A 17,691-nucleotide genomic window follows, 5' to 3' on the forward strand; every position below is an offset into this window, starting at 1 on the left:
ATGATTGGAAGTGTATTGCCAAAGCCACAGAAGATTTTATCTTTATTACATAATTATTATTTAGAATAGAATACTATTATTTTATGTGTGGATTTTTAGGAGAAGTTAACGATGCCTTATTAGATAAACATAGTTTTAAAAAACTATTGGATTTAAGTATTCGCAGAGGTCCAGACCAGCAAGGTTTTTGGACAAGTAGAATATGCCAGATTGGATTTAATCGTTTAGCCATATTAGATGTAACAGAAAATGGAAACCAACCAATAATGAGTCCAAATGGAAAGTTTATATTGGTTTTTAATGGAGAAATATATAATTATAAAGAACTTCAGCATCGTTATAGTATAAAAGAAAGCGACCTTCGTTCAACTTCCGATGGTGAGATATTAAGTCATTTAATAGGGAAAATGCCCGTTAAGGAATTCGCAAAAGTATTGAATGGCATGTTTGCTATAACCATATGGAATATTGAAAGTGAAGAGGTTTATTTGATAAGAGATTTTGCTGGGATAAAACCCTTATTTTATGGGTTATCAAAATCGGGAATTGTTTTTGCATCTCAATTCGACCAGATTTTTAAACACCCAAATTTTAACACCAAAAAGTTGAGACCAGACATAATGAAAGAGTTTTTAGGTCTGGGATATATGTCTGCTCCAAACACAGTTTTTGAAAATATGTATCAAGTAAATCCTGGCCAAATTATAATATGGAGCTATCAAACAAGGGCCATAAAATCAAAAATTAATTATTTTAATTGGAGTGTAAATCCTTCCAAACTAGATTCTTTAAAATCAACATATCAAGATTTTACTAAAGAGATGCAACATGTGGTCATGAATCAATTACGGTCAGATGTGCCTATTGCCACGTTTTTAAGCTCTGGCTATGATAGTTCTTTGGTTTCAACGTTTGCCAAACAACATAAAAGCAATATTAAAGCATTTACATACGGTATAAGTGACTCAAAACTTGACGAATCAAAGCATGCAAAAGCCTATGCAAAACATCTTGGGATTACTCATGTTATTGAAAAGGATAGTAAAGATGATTTATTGTCAAATGTTGATGTACATTTTAAAAGTATATCAGAACCCTTTGGAGATTATAGTTCAGTACCGTCATTTTTAATCACTAAAAAAGCAAAAAAATACGCAACCGTTATGTTATCAGGAGATGGGGGAGATGAATTGTTTTGGGGGTATCCTCGTTTTCGAAAATCACTTAACCAGGCGCATTGGTTCAAATACCCAATTTGGTTGCGCCAATTTTTAATCCCTATATTTAGGGTAAAAGACAAAAACCTTTCTTCTGCTTTAACGGTTGTAAAAAAGTTTTCTGATTGGATTTTAAACAAGCAAACTCATTTTACAGGATTGGATAAGTTAATGCCTAATTATGAATTTTCTAAAGATTTAAAAAAGCTTTATGACATACATGACACCTTAGATAAACCACATGTTTTACAATATCTTAAGAAAAATGAATTTTACGCCCATATGCAGCGCACCTTAAGAAAAATTGATTTAACTAGTATGGCAAATAGTTTAGAGGTCCGTGTTCCTTTTTTAGATAAGCAAATGATTGCATTTAGCAATTCCATAATTTCAGAGTTTACAATAACACACAATCGACCTAAACTAATTTTAAAAGATGCCCTTTATGAGTACATTCCTATAGAGATGGTTGAAAAAGAGAAAAAAGGATTTACAGTGCCTATAAAAGATTGGTTAAAGAATGATTTAAAAGCCGATTTTATAAAAACAGTTATTAATACACCTTTTTATGGCGAGGACTATATAGATATACCTGTTTTGCATACTTTAGTACAAGACTTCTATAAAAATACACAAAAAGTGGATCCTTGGGGTTTATGGCATTTATATGCATGGCAGAAATGGGCAATTCAGAATAAATTAGTTAGCAATTGAAAGGATTAAGCATTATAACCCCTCATTTTAATGACTCTAAAGGGTTAGAACAGCTATATCAGTTGTTGAAAGATCAAACAGTTGAAAAATGGGAATGGATTATTGTTGACGATTGTTCTTCTGAAATTGAGAAGAATAAAACAACTAGGGTTTTTAATAACATTAATGATAAAAGAGTACAAATAATTTTTAACGCAGAAAAAACAAATGCATCTGTCTGCAGAAATAAAGGTATTGAATTTTGTAGTTATGAAAAATTAGTTTTTTTAGACTCAGATGATAAAATAGCCTTAAATTTTGTGGAAAATCGTTGTATTGAAATTTTGGATTTTACTGTTTTTAAGAACATGGTAGTAGTAGATCAAGAGGGTAATGGTGTAGAGTCTAATGCTTCAAATTCTGAATATTTAAACCACTTTTTAAATGCAAATTTTATTTGGCAGACAACCGCCATCTTATGGAATAAAGCTTTTTTGCTTAAAATTGGTGGATTTAATCCAAAACTTACACGATTACAAGATGTAGAACTGTCTATACGTGCCTTATTTAAAAGCAATAATTATATGGTTTTAAATAATTCGGTTGATTTTTATTATTGCGTTTCAAACATAAGGAATAGACAAAATTTTGTACAACCTGTTTGTGAGTCAGTACATTATTTGGTGTCAAATATATTAGAGACTTATAATTTGAATAAAGAACAAAAATATTTGGTTAGAGCCTATTATTTTATGTGCACAAAGTACTTAGAACGTTCAGAAAATAGACGTCATATTGAATTTGTAAAACCAAATTTAAGATTGTTTTATAAGAAAGATTATTTGGGTTTTTCAGGTTATGCAATGGGTAGCTTTTTATTGAATTTGTACCAATTTCGTTTGATATCAGGCTCGACTTTTTTGAGGTTAAATCGGTATTTTTTCAAAACGCAAGTAGCAAGTAATGACTAAAAAAATTAGAGTCTTATATACCATTCCAAATTTTGATACAGCGGGAAGCGGTAAAGTGCTTTACGATCTTGCTAAAGGTCTAGATAAGACCAAATTTGACGTTATTATCGCTTGTAAACACAATAAAGGTGATTTTTTTAAAGAGGTACAAGCGTTAGGTTTACCCATACATTTTATAGATGCTAAAGTACCTTTACGGCCTTATTTTAATTTAATTTATCGCCTAAAACCTTATAAAGATTTTTTAAAAGAGCAATCCATAGATATTGTACATTCCTGGAATTGGAGTAGCGATTGGAGTGAAGTATTAGCATCAAGATTAGGAGGCGTTACATTTGTTTTTACAAAAAAAGCGATGAGCTGGGGGAATTTACATTGGAAATTAAAAAGCTTTCTTAGCAACTTTATTATTACTACAAACGCAGAGATGACCGATTTCTTTCCATACAAAAAGCAACAACGACTTATTCCTTTTGGTTTGGATACAGCATATTATAATTCAGAATTGTTTTTAAAAAGGGACAGCAATTCAAAATTTAAAATTGTAACCGTTGCAAATCTTGTTAAGGTAAAAGGGATAGAGACACTTTTAAGAGCCATTAAAATCACTCAGAAACCTGATATTTTTTTAGATGTGATTGGAGATGATACAGATGAATATGCCGGTTATTTAAAGCAGATGGTTACAGATTTAGATATAGAGAATCAAGTTTCTTTTTTAGGAAAACAGAACGATGTACGTCCTTTTTTAGCGCAGTCAGATTTATATATAATTCCGAGTAAAAAAGAAGGTATGCCTATGGCTTTGGTAGAAGCTATGACTATGCAACTGCCTGTTCTAGGTTCTAACATTCCAGGAGTGAATTATGTGTTAAAAGATTTTAGCGAATTATTATACGAGACGAACAACGCGAAAGCATTGAGCATTAAAATTCTGGAGATATATGATAAACCCTTAGATGAAAGACAAGCAATAGGGAAAAAACTTAGAGATTATTGTTTGACACATTTCTCTCTAAATTCTTTTATTGAGTCACACGAAACCTTATATTTCAAACTTGCAGGAAAAAACTAATATATCGAAAATTAAAACTGAAATTATTCCCGTAAAGCAACGCTTTGTAGGTGAAAAAATAACACTCAATAAAGAAGCTATTTGTGTGTTCGCTGCGACTGGTTTCTTTTTAGATCAAGACACCTATTTTAAAGAACAAAACGTTTTAAAACCAGCGTGTAAGTATGAGATTAATAATGAAACCCAAACGATTCTCTCGGAAACCTCTTATTTTAAATGGCATTATTCTCCAGTAGAACGATCTTTTACTGAAATTGTTGATGAATTTGCCCAGTTATTTGAAACCATCATTAAAGAACAAGTTGGCGATACTAACGTCATTTTACCGCTTTCTGGAGGGTTGGATAGTAGAACGCAGGCGGTTGCTTTAAAACATCTTAATATTCCTGTAAATACGTATAGCTATAAATTTCAAGATGGCCATGATGAAACCTATTACGGGAAACAAATAGCTACGGTTTGTAATTTCCCATTTCAAGCGATGATCGTACCGAAAGGCTATTTATGGAATGCTGTAGACGAATTGGCTAGTATGACTGGTTGTTATTCAGAGTTTACGCACGCTCGTCAAATGGCTTTTATAAACCAATATGAGGTTTTAGGAGATGTTTTTAGTCTAGGTCATTGGGGCGACGTTTTGTTTGATGATATGAAGGTTGACGATAATTTATCTTTTGAAAATCAAGTGTCATTTCTAGTAAAGAAGATAGTTAAAAGAGGCGGTTTAGAATTAGCAGACTCTTTATGGAAGGATTGGCAACTTAAAGGTGCTTTCGCAGATTATTTAAAAGCACGTGTTTCAGATTTGCTTACAGCCATTAATATACCTGAAAACGCCAATGCTCAAATTCGAGCCTTTAAAAGCTTGTATTGGGCACCGCGTTGGACCAGTATTAATTTATCAATCTTTAAAGCTAAAAAGCCAATAACGTTGCCTTATTATGATGATAGAATGTGCGCTTTTATTTGCTCTGTTCCAGAAAAATATTTGGCAGGCAGACAAATTCAAATAGCCTATATTAAAAAACGCATGCCAGCATTGGCTAAACTAACTTGGGAAGCGCAACGCCCTTTTAATTTGTATACATACACATACAATCATTTGCCATGGAATTTACCGTATCGCGTATATAATAAGTTAGGTCGTATAGCTTCTAATAATAAATATATACAACGCAATTGGGAGCTGCAATTTTTGGGTAGCGAAAACGAAAACCAATTGGAAAACAGACTTTTTAATACGCCAGGATTTTCGAGCATGATTTCTACTGAGATTCCACAACAATTTTATAATTTATTTAAGACTAAGGATCAGGTTTTTTATTCGCATGCTGTTAGTATGTTACTTACTTTATCCTTATTTTCATCAAAAGAATTAAAAAGCACTAAAAACTGATTTTGAAGAAACCAATAACAGTAGCCATATATTCAGGAGTTAGTAAAAGCACTACTTTTATTGAACGCTTAATTAAAGGTTTGATTGAAAGCCATGTGAAGGTACTGGTTTTTGGAGTTGACAATGGTAAATCTTTTTATTCTGAATCTGTAAAATATTATACGTATAGGGGTAAAGTAAACAAGCTTTTTAGATTGTGCAAGTACACATTATTGCTATCACTATTTAAACCTAAAGACAAAAAAAGGTTAGATGAAATTATTAAGGCCAATACTCATGAACCTAAGTATTTGTTACGTTTAAAGTATTATCCGGTTTTATTTTATAAGCCTGATATTTTTCATTTACAATGGGCAAAAAGCATAGAAGATTGGGTTTGGGTGCAGGAATTTGGAATGAAATTAGTTGTAAGTTTAAGAGGTACTCATATTACCATAAGCCCAATAGGAAATGATTATTGGGCAGATTTATACACCCATCTATTTCCACAAGTTGATGGATTTCATGCCGTGTCCAAATCTATGTCATTAGAAGCTCAAAAATATAGAGCATTACCATCAAAAATTAAAATAATCTACAGTGGGTTACTTTTAGATGATATGATGTTCCTGCCCAAAACAGTAAAAAAAGAGCCTTTAAAAATACTTTCTGTAGGGCGTTCTCATTGGACAAAAGGATATCATCATGCTCTTGACGCTATGAAATTATTGAAAGAGCGGCATATTTATTTCCATTATACCATTATTGGTGTAGATGATGATGAAGAACTTCTTTTTCAAAGATCACAACTGGATATAGAAAACGATGTTACTTTTAAAAGCGAATTGCCTTTTGAGGCTGTTTTAAAATCTATTCAAGCCGTAGATGTTTTGTTACTGCCGAGTTTGGAAGAAGGCATTGCCAATGTTGTTTTGGAAGCTATGGCCTTGGGTACTTTAGTTGTTTCAACGGATTGTGGAGGCATGGACGAGGTTATAAAAGACAAAGAAAATGGGTTTTTAATACCTATTAGAAATCCTTCAGAAATGGCTTCAGCTATACAAAACGTATCTCAATTGACATTGGACGATTATTCTAAATTGACAAAAGCAGCTAGGGTTTCTATTGAGCAACAACATCATATTAAAAAGATGATTGTTGATATGAAAGCGTTATACCATGGTGTTTTAAATGATAAATTATGAGAATCGGATTAGTGTTACCAGCGGTTCCAGGGTACTCTGAAACATTTTTTTCTAATAAAATTAAAGGATTAGAGGCAAATGGGTACACGGTTATTCTTTTTGTTAACAGCTGTAATAGGAAGACCAAGACATCAACAAAAACTAAAGTAGCGCCAAAGCTTTCAGGTAATATGGTTCGTATAGGAATGATTAGTTTTTACAGATTATCTTATTCCTTAATTTTTCATTTTAAAGTTAGTAGGCGATTGTTTATTTTAGATAGGGATGACGGGATAAATTTTATCCAGAGGATTAAAAATATTATTATCAATAACCATATATTTTCAGAACCGGTTGATTGGCTGCATTTTGGTTTTGGTACCATGGTCCTGAACAGAGAAAATGTAGCAAAAGCAATTGGAGCTAAAATGGCAGTAAGCTTTAGAGGGTTTGATATCGGAATTTATCCTGTAAAGCATCCAGGTTGCTATAAAAGACTTTGGGAGAAAGTGGATAAGATTCATGTAATTTCCAACGATATTTCTGAATTGGTTTATAAACAAGGTTTTAATAATCAAGTTCCCATTATAAAAATTACTCCAGCTATAGACATCCGTTTTTTTAAAAATAATCACAAAACCGAATATAACAAGATTCCTCATTTTATTACCGTTGCCCGTTTACATTGGAAAAAAGGATTGGACTATACTTTGGAAGCCTTAGCCTTATTAAAGGAAGAAAACATTCCTTTTCATTATACCATTATTGGAGATGGCCCGCAAGAAGAGTATTTAAAATTTGGAACCCATCAATTAGGTCTTAATGACTATGTTACTTTTACAGGAAAACTATCACATGAATTAGTTAAAAAAAAATTGGAACAAGCGGACATTTATTTACAATACAGTATTCAGGAAGGTTTTTGCAATTCAGTGTTAGAAGCCCAAGCCATAGGTCTTCTTTGTGTGGTGTCTGATGCCGAAGGACTATCGGAAAATGTTTTGCACAACAAAACAGGTTGGGTAGTACCTTTACGTCAACCAAAACTACTTTTAGAAAAAATTAGAAACATAATTAATTTGCCTCAAACTGAAAAAGATACCATTAGTCAAAACGCCAAAGAGCGTGTCAAGCTTGAGTTTAATATTAAAAAGCAACAAAAAGAATTTGTTGGGTTTTACGAGAATAATTGATAAGATAATGACATTTTACTACCCAAAATCGCTTTACGACCATTCCGCTAGATGGCACATTTTTCCTTTATTAAAATCATTAATGAAAGAGGAAAATCATGCTTCGCAAAATTTATCTATTACTGAAAATTTAAAGGATGCAGATTGTATTATACTGCCCATGTCTTGGAATTATTATTACAATTCCCAAAAAATTGAAGATGTTCTAAATTTTTATAAAAAGAGTCCTCATAACCTTCCCGTAGTATCCTTTGTTTTTGGGGATTTTGGAGTTAAAGTCCCTAAACAATTTAAAGGTATTGTTTTTAGAACCAGCGGACGAAAATCTAAATTGCCCAAAAATCACAGAGGCATCCCCATATTTGTTAACGATCCAATTAAAACCTATTTTGCTTCAGAAGCTATTATTAAAAAAACAGTTTCAAAAACCCCAATAGTGGGGTTTTGCGGGCAAGCCAATGGTTTTGGAATTCAAACCATGAAGCAACTATTTAAAACAGTACTGAAAAATTTAATGTCAAGTTTTGGTTTTAGACAGATAGACGTTGATCAATTGATGTCTACCACTTTTTTTCGCTGGAACATTTTAATGACCTTAAAAAGGTCAAATAAAATTACTTGTAATTTTATTATCAGAAACAGATATAGGGCAGGTGTTACAATTAAAAAAGAAACACACCAAACCACTTTACAATTCTATGAGAATATTAAAGAATCTGACTATATTGTTTGTATGCGTGGTAGAGGAAATTTTTCGACACGATTTTATGAAACGATGGCCATGGGTCGCATTCCTATTTTTGTAAATACCGATTGTTTATTGCCATTGGAAGAGGTTATTAATTGGAAAGAGCATCTTGTGTGGGTAGACTATAATGAACGACATTTAATAGCTGAAAAAGTAGCCGAATTTCATAAAAAGCACAACGAAGTTTCCATGAATGCATTATTTTTAAAAAACAGAGCGCTATGGGAAGATTATTTACAATTGTATTCATTTTTTAATCATTGTTTGGATGCGAATTAGAAGATTTTTTAAAGGGCTAGCTTATAAATTTCAATATCAAAGAGCAAGGCTGGTTGATACAAGTTTATGTGGGATTCCCCTAAAAACTACAAGAGGTACTATAAGAAAAACCGTTGATCAAGATGACGCTTGGTTTTTTCACCTGTCTAAACACCATAATTCAATTTTTGATATCGGTTGTAATGTTGGTTATACTGCTTTACTTGCGCTTATTCAAGATCCTGAAAAATTCTATTTATTGGTAGATCCTAATCCAAGCGCTTTGAATGAGGCCCAACTTAACCTAATATCCAACAATTTGGGGTTTAGAGCACACTATTATTTGGGTTTTGTAAGTGATTCATCGCATAAAAGAGTGACATTTTATACCATAGGAGCAGGAGCAGCTGGTAGCATGTACACAACTCATGCTACATCGGCAGCAGCGATTAATTCCCATATAGAAGTGAATACAATCACCTTGGACTATCTGTACAAGTTTTATACTATTAAACCAGATTTAATAAAAATTGATGTTGAAGGGGCAGAAACACAGGTGATGGAAGGAGCGTGTTTAGTAGCCAAAGAAATGCAATGTGCCTTTTTTATTGAAATGCATACTGTAAAAGATTTGGGAATGGAGAAGGCAGGTCAATTCATGCTGGATTGGTGTGCTAAAATGCATTACAAAGCCTGGTATTTAAAAACAGGAAAAGAACTTATCAAGGCAGAAACCATTAAAGATAGGGGGAAATGTCATCTATTACTTTTGCCAGAAACGACAGCTTACCCTACTTATCTCATTAATATAAAGCAAAATGCACCATTGCCAAATACCTTAATTGATGCTATTTAAATTTTTAAAATATTTACAGCCTACGCATTATTTTTCATTACTAAAAGTTAATGGGGATAGTATATTTCCAGTTATAGACGAACTTCCTAAAGCTGTTTTAGAACAACTTGTTAAGGATGATCATTATACTTGTGAAATAGCAAAACATTACGATTTATCCTGGCAAGCCATTCATAAAGGTTATATTGGCAATGCGAAAACCTATTCCAATATTGAAGATTTACCTTTAGTGGATAATTATCGTTTCGCACGAAAATATTTTCATCCAGGCTGGGTCTTTTATGTGCTTATCATCCGTTTGTTAAGTTTAAATAGCCCATTTAAAGAATTTTATGCATGGTTTAAAACAAGAAGCGCAAAGCGGATAAAGTATTTAAGTAATCCTTTAAAATATGATCAATGGTCTAATTTCACCTCTCAGCTTATTAAACAAAATCCTTTTGTAAGTGTTGTTATTCCTACCTTAAACAGGTATTCATTCTTAAAAGATGTTTTAAAGGATCTAGAACAACAAGATTATAAGCATTTTGAGGTGATTATAATAGATCAATCTGAACCTTTTCAAGAAAATTTTTATAAATCATTCGATTTGAATATAAGAATCATTTATCAAAAAGAAAAGGCTTTATGGCTTGCTAGAAACACGGCTATTAAAAGTGCCAATAGCGAATTAATTGCTTTTTCCGAAGACGATGTAAGAATACAGCCCGATTGGATTTCTTCCCATTTAATGTGCCTCGATTTTTTTAATACTCAAATATCAGCAGGTGTTTTTTTCCCAGAAGGGAAACCTATTCCTAAAGAGCGATCCTATTTTACTCTTGCATCGCAATTTGCAACTGGAAACGCCATGGTTTATAAAGCTATTTTTCATACCGTTGGATTATTTGATCGGCAATTTGAAAAGCAGCGTATGGGAGATGGGGAGTTTGGACTGAGAGTTTATTTACAAGGGTTAAAGAGTATCTCAAACCCATACGCTAGCTGTATAGATGTTAAAGCAAGTGAAGGAGGATTACGTCAGATGGGCAGTTGGGATGCCTTTCGAACCTCAAACTTATTTGCACCCCGACCCATTCCCAGTGTACTGTATTTTTTTAGACGTTATTTTGGTGATGCCCAAGCTCGATTAGCGCTTTTAAGAACCGTACCACTATCCATCATGCCTTATCGTTTCAAGGCAAACAAAGCCTTACAATTGCTAGGTGTTTTCGTGTCAATTATAATCTTACCATTAGTCTTATTTCAAGTAATTAAGTCCTGGCGCTTGTCCAGCATCAAATTGAAACAAGGTCCCTTCATAGAGCCATTATCATGATTAATACTCCCAAATCCGTTCTAATTGTAACTTCGGAATTTCCTCCACAACCCGGAGGGATAGGGAACCACGCGTATCAATTGGCGAAGCACTTGAGCGTTTTAGGATTTGATGTGACCGTTATTGCCGATCAGCGGAGTGGAGGTCAGGAGGATTTTTGTTTTGATAAAACGTTGGGCTTTGATGTACAACGCATCAAATTACATCGCTTTCGGATTTTGATGTATATGCATCGTTTTGTGGTTGTTTTAAAGACAATTACACACCACGAATTGGTGATTGCCACAGGGAAGTTTCCGCTATGGCTGGTTAGTTTTTACAGCTTGTTTTTTAAAAGGCATTATTTGGCAGTGATTCATGGTAGCGAAGTTAATTTTAGGCATCGACTCTTTCGATTTATAACCGACTGTTCGCTGAAACGATTTCATAGAGTTATCGCTGTTTCACGTTATACCCAATCGTTAGTAGCGCATTTAGGTTTAAAAACCGTAACCGTTATCCCTAACGCTATTGATCCTTATGACTGGGATTTGAATGCCAAGGAATCTATGGGTTTAAAAGGATTTCCCAAACTTTTAACCGTCGGTCAATTAAGTAATCGTAAGGGGCAACTGGAGGTTATCAAGCACTTGCCCAAATTGATTTCAGTGTATCCAGAGATTCACTACCATTGTGTTGGTATTGCTACTGAATCCTCTCGTTTTATGGCTGTAGCAGCACAGTTAGGTGTTACCGCCTATGTTACGTTTCATGGCCTTAAGACCCAAGCCGAGTTAAAAGCCTTTTATCAGTCTAGTGATATTTTTGTGATGTTAAGTCATCCAACTAAAAGTGGAGATGTTGAGGGCTTTGGTATAGCCATTCTAGAAGCTAATTATTTTGGTTTGCCCGCAATTGGGGCAACCGGAAGCGGTATCGCAGATGCTATTGTGGATGGTGACAGTGGACTGCTCATTGCTTATGAAGATAGTTCTGCTTTTATCAGTGCTGTACAAACCCTTTTAAAGGATAGGGATGGGTTTGAAATCAGGGCTAAAGCATGGGCAAGACAACATGAATGGGCTTGGATTGTTAAACGTTATGTTGAGGTTATTGAGTCGTTGATATAATTATATTTTTTGTTTTTATAAGAGTTTCAATATTAATTTGAGATATGGTATATCGATACACCTGCCAACAAGCTTTGCTCGCTCGCTTCTTAGCAAAGTATATTTTGCTGTTCTGTAATGCTCAAGACAGGTAGACTCCGTGTGACACGCTTAAAGTGACATTATTAATTATTAGAGAGGAATGCTGAAACAGGTTTAATGATAAGAAGTTTTGTTTGTTTAAACTTTGGTTGACTTGACAACGGTTGGATTTGGTTGTTGTTGGATAGATTAATTCGTTACGCTAGCAAGGACATTCTATTTTTGATTATGAAGTCATTTAAACTTTTCCAATTTGCTAAAAAATTGCTCTTTTTGCCCCTTCTTCATCTTTTTTTCGTTCCGTAGCTCAGCTATGTATCTCAAAAAAGCTTTCAAATGAACAAAAAAAGCTAATTTTCGCTTAAACGCGAAAAGTTTAAATCACTTCTATTAAAATTTAATTCAACATGATTACACATGACATGGCCACATTAATAATGAAATTTATTAGATTTGTCTTGACTGCTCTTGACATGACCAAAATATGACTTTAGCCATTATCTCCCATACCGAACATTATACCGCCAATGACGGCACTCTTGTGGGTTGGAGTCCTACTGTTAATGAAATTAATCACTTGCTAGAAATATTTGATTCTATTGTTCATATTGCTATGTTAAACGAAACAGTACCTCCTTTAAGTACTATGGCTTATAAATCTAACAGAATTACTTTTATTTCAATTCCTGCTATTGGTGGTCATACACTATTTGATAAGTTAGTGGTATTGTGGTATATTCCTAAAATTATCAAAACAGTATCAAAGGTGTTGAAAGAGGTTGATCGTTTTCAATTGCGTACCCCAACTGGTATCGGGGTATTTTTAATCCCTTATCTTACCTTGTTTTCTAAACGAAACGGCTGGTATAAATATGCTGGTAACTGGAATCAAAAACACCCACCTTTAGGTTATAGATTACAACGGTTTATACTAAAGCACCAATCTCGTAAGGTGACCATCAATGGGTCATGGCCAGATCAACCTTCCCATTGTTTGAGCTTTGAAAATCCCTGTTTGACTGATGAAGACTTGGCAACGGGGTTAAAAGTGAGTCAAAAAAAATCCATGAGCGGACCATTGACCCTTTGTTTTGTTGGTCGCTTGGAAGCGGAAAAGGGAGTAGGATGCATCCTTGATGCGCTACAACTATTGTCGGATTCCGAATTAAAGCGCATTGCTAAGGTACATTTTGTGGGAGCAGGATCTGCCCTAAACGATTTTAAATTACAAGCCGCTAAAATTAATATTCCTATTCATTTTCATGGTGCTTTATCAAGGCATAAAGTATTTGAGATTTATAGTGAGTCTCATAGCATTTTATTGCCCACCACGGCCTCTGAAGGCTTTCCTAAGGTTTTGGCTGAAGCCATGGCTTTTGGATGTATTCCCATTGTTTCGTCTATTTCGTCCATTGGTCAATATATCAAACATCAAGAACAGGGTTTTTTATTGAATCAGGTAGATGCAAATACTTTGGTTATGCAACTTAGAACTCTTTTTAATTTGGATCAGGACATTTATACAAGAATGTTATCTTTACAAGAAGTGATTGTACAACGTTTTACTTTTGCCCATTATCATTATCAACTTAAAACCCAAGTATTAACTGAAGATAAAATACATTGAAGCCCCATTATTTAAAAGATAAATATGTTGTTCAAGTGCTTGCGCACATTGGGATAGGCATTGCAATTTTTATTATTGAGCCTTTGTCCAAATTGTATTTTATGATGGCCATGATTTATTTTATTTGGAGGATCATCGTCAGTTCAAATGCTGAAAAAACAAAAGCAGTTTTAATAGGCTGTGCTTACTTTACAGGAGCTGAAGTACTGTTTAGAATGACCGAAGGCGGAATAGCTTATGAGGCGTCTAAATATCTGGTCATTCTGTTTATGTTGATGGGGATGTTCTTTAAAGGGCTATCCGGTAAAGGCTATCCCTATTTCTTTTATTTGATTGTTCTTGTTCCTTCTATTTTGGTAGCTTCTATCACTTTAAGCTTTGATGCAAGATTTAGGACCAATATTGCTTTTGTGTTGAGTGGCCCAGTCTGTTTGGGAATTGCCGCTTTGTTCTGTTATGACAGAAAGGTGAGCTATAACCTCCTTCAAGATGTTATTAAATTCATGGTCTATCCAGCCATTACAACCACCACGTATCTGTTTTTATATAATCCGAGTATCAGAGATACTTTATCAGGAACTGCTTCGAATCTTGAAGCTTCAGGTGGTTTTGGCCCCAATCAAGTTGCTACCATTTTAGGTTTAGGGATGCTTGTAATGACAATACGCATATTTTTAAAATCGCCTAGCTTATTTCTTAAACTCTTAAATCTCATTATTTTAGGGGCCATGACCTTTCGTGCCATTGTCACTTTTAGTCGTGGAGGGGTTATTGCGGCCATGATTTGTATTGCTGCATTTTTATGGATTTTGTATTTAAGGTCCAGTTATCAACAAAAAGGACGGATTATTGGCTCCTTTATATTATTTACTATGGCCATCTTAATTACTTGGGTTATCAGTTCCAACCAAACCTATGGACTTATTGATAAACGTTATGCTAATGAAGACGCCCTTGGGCGTGAAAAAAGTGATGTCACCACAGGACGAATGGAAATTTTTATGGAAGAGATTGATGGTTTTTTAAGCAGTCCTTTTTTAGGGATTGGCGCTAGCAGAGGTAAGGATATTCGTGTAGTAGAAGGCATAGGTCATTTGCCTTCACACAATGAAATAGGGCGATTGCTATCAGAACATGGATTTTTTGGGGTTCTTATTATTTTGATTTTGGTCATCAAGCCCCTTGCTTACCATAGCTCAAACAAAAAAAATCTGTTTTTTTATGCATTTTACTTTTTCTGGTTTGCTACCATCAACCACTCCGGGATGCGAATTGCCGCACCATCTTTTATTTATGCCTTAACACTTTTAAATGTGACCAATGAAAAGAATACTCTATATAGGAAACAAATTAAACAGTAAGAAAAGTAATGTGACATCTATTGATACTTTGGTACCTTTATTTGAGAATGAAGGTTACACGCTCTACTATGCTTCGTCTAGAATAAATAAAGGCTTAAGACTTTTTGAAATGCTTTTGGCTTGCATTCGTTATAGAAAGCAGGTCGATTTTGTTATCATAGACACCTATAGTACACTGAATTTTTATTATGCTCTTTTATGTAGCCAGTTATGTCGAATTTTAAAACTAAATTATATTCCTAGTTTAAATGGGGGTAATTTACCAAAACGCCTTAGAGAAAACGCCATGTTTTGTAAACTCATTTTTAAAAATGCCTATAAAAATGTGTCTCCCTCACTGTATTTAAAAAATGCTTTCGAAGCATTCGGTTATTCAAATATTGTTTATATTCCTAATGCCATAGAGTTACAATTATACGATTTTAAACAACGTGGGTTTCTAGAAGTTAAACTATTTTGGGTACGTGCATTTTCAAAAATATACAATCCTTCATTGGCGGTAAAGACACTTAAAACCTTACAAAATAAAGGCATAACAGCCTCCTTGTGTATGGTGGGGCCAGATGTTGATGGGTCTTTAGCTGAAGTTAAAGCACTGGCTAAAAAATTGCAAGTAGAAGTCATGTTTACTGGTAAGCTCACAAAACCAGAATGGATAGCACTTTCAAAAGACTATAATATCTTTATTAATACCACGAATTTTGATAATATGCCCGTGAGCGTTATAGAGGCCATGGCTTTAGGCTTGCCCATTGTTTCCACAAATGTGGGAGGCATGCCTTTTTTGATTGAACATGGTCATGATGGGATGTTGGTACATCCAAATAGCATGGATGAATTTGTAAACGCGATCACATGGATAGTCGCGCATCCAAATGACACTAAAAAGATGGCTTTAAATGCTAGGAAGAAGGTGGAACAATTTGATTGGGAGGTCGTTAAACGGGAATGGCATTCACTTTTACGATAGTTTTTCAGTTAATTGAAATTTCTTACTACCTTTAAACGCTCTCAAAAAAAATCCAAAATGTCTCATAAAGGTATCCATTTCAATATTTCAGAACGAAAAATTCTTTTACGTCTTGTTGATATTTTATCTGTACTGGTTGTTTTATATTTTGTAAGTCGGACGTTTGCGTTTGATTATATAACGATTACCAAAGAAAATTGGATTTGGGTTTTTGTGCTTGTTATATACCTATCCATATTTGGAACCATCTTCGAACTTTATGATTTACAAAAGTCAAGTAAATTTGAATTGATTTATGGCAATATTATTTTAACGGCTTCGGTGACGGTATTATTCTATTTTTTAACGCCGTATTTCACACCCTTTTTACCGGACAATAGGCTTCAAATAGTATACTTTTATTTAGCCATCATTTTGGCACTTTTTATATGGCGATTTGTTTATGTCAGTTTTGTTGTGTCGCCCAGATTTTATAAAAAAGTATTAATAGTGGGTGAAACATCAAACATTGAAACCATTATTAAGGCGTTTAATGATTCCGACCCTAATTATAAAATTATAGGATTTGTTAATTGTGAAGTCGATACTACCAAAAGCATAGCATTTAAAGGCATAAAGGAATATAGCCCAAAAGACATGCTTCAGATAATTAAGGAAGAAAACATATCGGAAATTGTCATTGCCAGTTACAATGCTGAAACCATAACATCCGATATTTATAAAGATCTTATGACGCTTCTGGAAAGCGGATTTTCTATAAAAGAGTATACACAAGTGTATGAGGATATGACACAACGTGTGCCTGTTCAATTTGTTGGTAAGGATTTTTATAAGTATTTCCCATTTAGCAGAAGTAACCAAAACAAAATGTACCTGTTTTTTAATAGTTTATTTAATATCATAATTTCTGTAATTGGTATTTTAGGAGGGATTATCTTAATGCCAATGATTCTTTTGGGGAATGCTCTTGCCAGTAAAGGCCCCTTATTTTATATACAAGAGCGCGTCGGTAAAAATGGACATATTTTTAAAATAATTAAATTTAGGACCATGATTAGAAATGCCGAAATGAATGGTGCCGTTTGGTCTGAAAAAAATGATTCAAGGATTACGAAATTTGGGAAATTTTTGCGAAATACGAGGTTGGATGAAATCCCCCAGTTTTTAAATATTTTAAAAGGTGACATGAGTTTGATTGGCCCCAGACCAGAGCGCCCAAGATTTGTGAATGAATTATCGAAGACCTTGCCTTTTTATGAAACTAGGCATATTGTAAAACCAGGACTTACAGGTTGGGCACAAGTTAACACCAGATATGGCGCTTCTGTAGATGATAGTCTGCTTAAATTACAATACGATTTGTATTATATAAAACACAGAAGTTTTTTCTTGGACATCAATATTATGATAAAAACCTTGAGTACCATGATATTTTTTAGGGGGCAGTAGCTGGTGGGTTCTGGGTTCTGGGTTCTGGGTTTTGGCTGTTAGCCGTTGGCTGTTAGCTGTTAGCTGTTGGGTCTTGGGTTCAAGGTTTTGGGTTCAAGGTTTTGGGTTTTGGCTGTAAGCCGTTGGCTGTTAGCTGTTAGCCGTTAGCTGTTGGGTCTTGGGTTTTGGCTGTTAGCTGTTAGCTGTTAGCCGTTAGCTGTTGGGTC

The 17,691-nt window shown here is 34.1% G+C and carries 14 protein-coding genes; all 14 read left to right on the forward strand.

Annotated features, from left to right (window positions below; all coding sequences use genetic code 11):
• The first annotated feature begins 83 nt into the window (after positions 1–83).
• The 14 genes from asnB to CSW08_RS01740 all read left to right on the forward strand — a co-directional run bounded on the left by asnB (position 84) and on the right by CSW08_RS01740 (position 17,485).
• Positions 84–1,931, forward strand: a complete 1,848-nt coding sequence (asnB, locus tag CSW08_RS01675; RefSeq protein WP_106658175.1) for an asparagine synthase (glutamine-hydrolyzing) — start codon at positions 84–86, stop codon at positions 1,929–1,931.
• Positions 1,928–2,881: a glycosyltransferase gene (locus CSW08_RS01680; RefSeq protein ID WP_106658176.1), complete on the forward strand. Its 954-nt coding sequence runs from the start codon at positions 1,928–1,930 to the stop codon at positions 2,879–2,881. Before asnB ends, CSW08_RS01680 begins: the two co-directional genes overlap by 4 nt.
• Positions 2,874–3,956: a glycosyltransferase gene (locus CSW08_RS01685; protein WP_106658177.1), complete on the forward strand. Its 1,083-nt coding sequence runs from the start codon at positions 2,874–2,876 to the stop codon at positions 3,954–3,956. Before CSW08_RS01680 ends, CSW08_RS01685 begins: the two co-directional genes overlap by 8 nt.
• Positions 3,910–5,352 carry an asparagine synthase-related protein gene (locus tag CSW08_RS01690; RefSeq protein WP_238987176.1) on the forward strand — a complete coding sequence of 481 codons (1,443 nt, stop codon included), beginning with the start codon at positions 3,910–3,912 and terminating at the stop codon, positions 5,350–5,352. The genes CSW08_RS01685 and CSW08_RS01690 overlap by 47 nt, the downstream gene beginning before the upstream one ends.
• Before the next feature lie 2 nt (positions 5,353–5,354).
• Entirely contained in the window at positions 5,355–6,536 is a 1,182-nt protein-coding gene (locus CSW08_RS01695) for a glycosyltransferase family 4 protein (RefSeq protein WP_106658178.1), read from the forward strand.
• Positions 6,533–7,708, forward strand: coding sequence for a glycosyltransferase family 4 protein (locus tag CSW08_RS01700; RefSeq protein WP_106658179.1), 1,176 nt, complete (start codon positions 6,533–6,535; stop codon positions 7,706–7,708). The genes CSW08_RS01695 and CSW08_RS01700 overlap by 4 nt, the downstream gene beginning before the upstream one ends.
• Positions 7,709–7,715: 7 nt before the next feature.
• Positions 7,716–8,735, forward strand: coding sequence for an exostosin domain-containing protein (locus tag CSW08_RS01705; protein WP_106658180.1), 1,020 nt, complete (start codon positions 7,716–7,718; stop codon positions 8,733–8,735).
• On the forward strand, positions 8,725–9,570 hold the full coding sequence (locus tag CSW08_RS01710; protein WP_106658181.1) for an FkbM family methyltransferase: 846 nt from the start codon (positions 8,725–8,727) through the stop codon (positions 9,568–9,570). Before CSW08_RS01705 ends, CSW08_RS01710 begins: the two co-directional genes overlap by 11 nt.
• Positions 9,560–10,888, forward strand: coding sequence for a glycosyltransferase family 2 protein (locus CSW08_RS01715; protein WP_106658182.1), 1,329 nt, complete (start codon positions 9,560–9,562; stop codon positions 10,886–10,888). The genes CSW08_RS01710 and CSW08_RS01715 overlap by 11 nt, the downstream gene beginning before the upstream one ends.
• Positions 10,885–11,997: a glycosyltransferase family 4 protein gene (locus tag CSW08_RS01720; RefSeq protein WP_106658183.1), complete on the forward strand. Its 1,113-nt coding sequence runs from the start codon at positions 10,885–10,887 to the stop codon at positions 11,995–11,997. Before CSW08_RS01715 ends, CSW08_RS01720 begins: the two co-directional genes overlap by 4 nt.
• 565 nt (positions 11,998–12,562) lie before the next feature.
• Positions 12,563–13,705: a glycosyltransferase gene (locus CSW08_RS01725; RefSeq protein ID WP_106658184.1), complete on the forward strand. Its 1,143-nt coding sequence runs from the start codon at positions 12,563–12,565 to the stop codon at positions 13,703–13,705.
• Positions 13,702–15,066: an O-antigen ligase family protein gene (locus CSW08_RS01730; protein ID WP_238987177.1), complete on the forward strand. Its 1,365-nt coding sequence runs from the start codon at positions 13,702–13,704 to the stop codon at positions 15,064–15,066. Before CSW08_RS01725 ends, CSW08_RS01730 begins: the two co-directional genes overlap by 4 nt.
• Positions 15,026–16,036 carry a glycosyltransferase family 4 protein gene (locus CSW08_RS01735; RefSeq protein WP_106658185.1) on the forward strand — a complete coding sequence of 337 codons (1,011 nt, stop codon included), beginning with the start codon at positions 15,026–15,028 and terminating at the stop codon, positions 16,034–16,036. The genes CSW08_RS01730 and CSW08_RS01735 overlap by 41 nt, the downstream gene beginning before the upstream one ends.
• Positions 16,037–16,093: 57 nt before the next feature.
• Positions 16,094–17,485: a sugar transferase gene (locus tag CSW08_RS01740; protein ID WP_106658186.1), complete on the forward strand. Its 1,392-nt coding sequence runs from the start codon at positions 16,094–16,096 to the stop codon at positions 17,483–17,485.
• Positions 17,486–17,691: the final 206 nt, after the last annotated feature.

Source organism: Confluentibacter flavum (assembly GCF_002843175.1).
Lineage (GTDB): Bacteria > Bacteroidota > Bacteroidia > Flavobacteriales > Flavobacteriaceae > Confluentibacter > Confluentibacter flavum.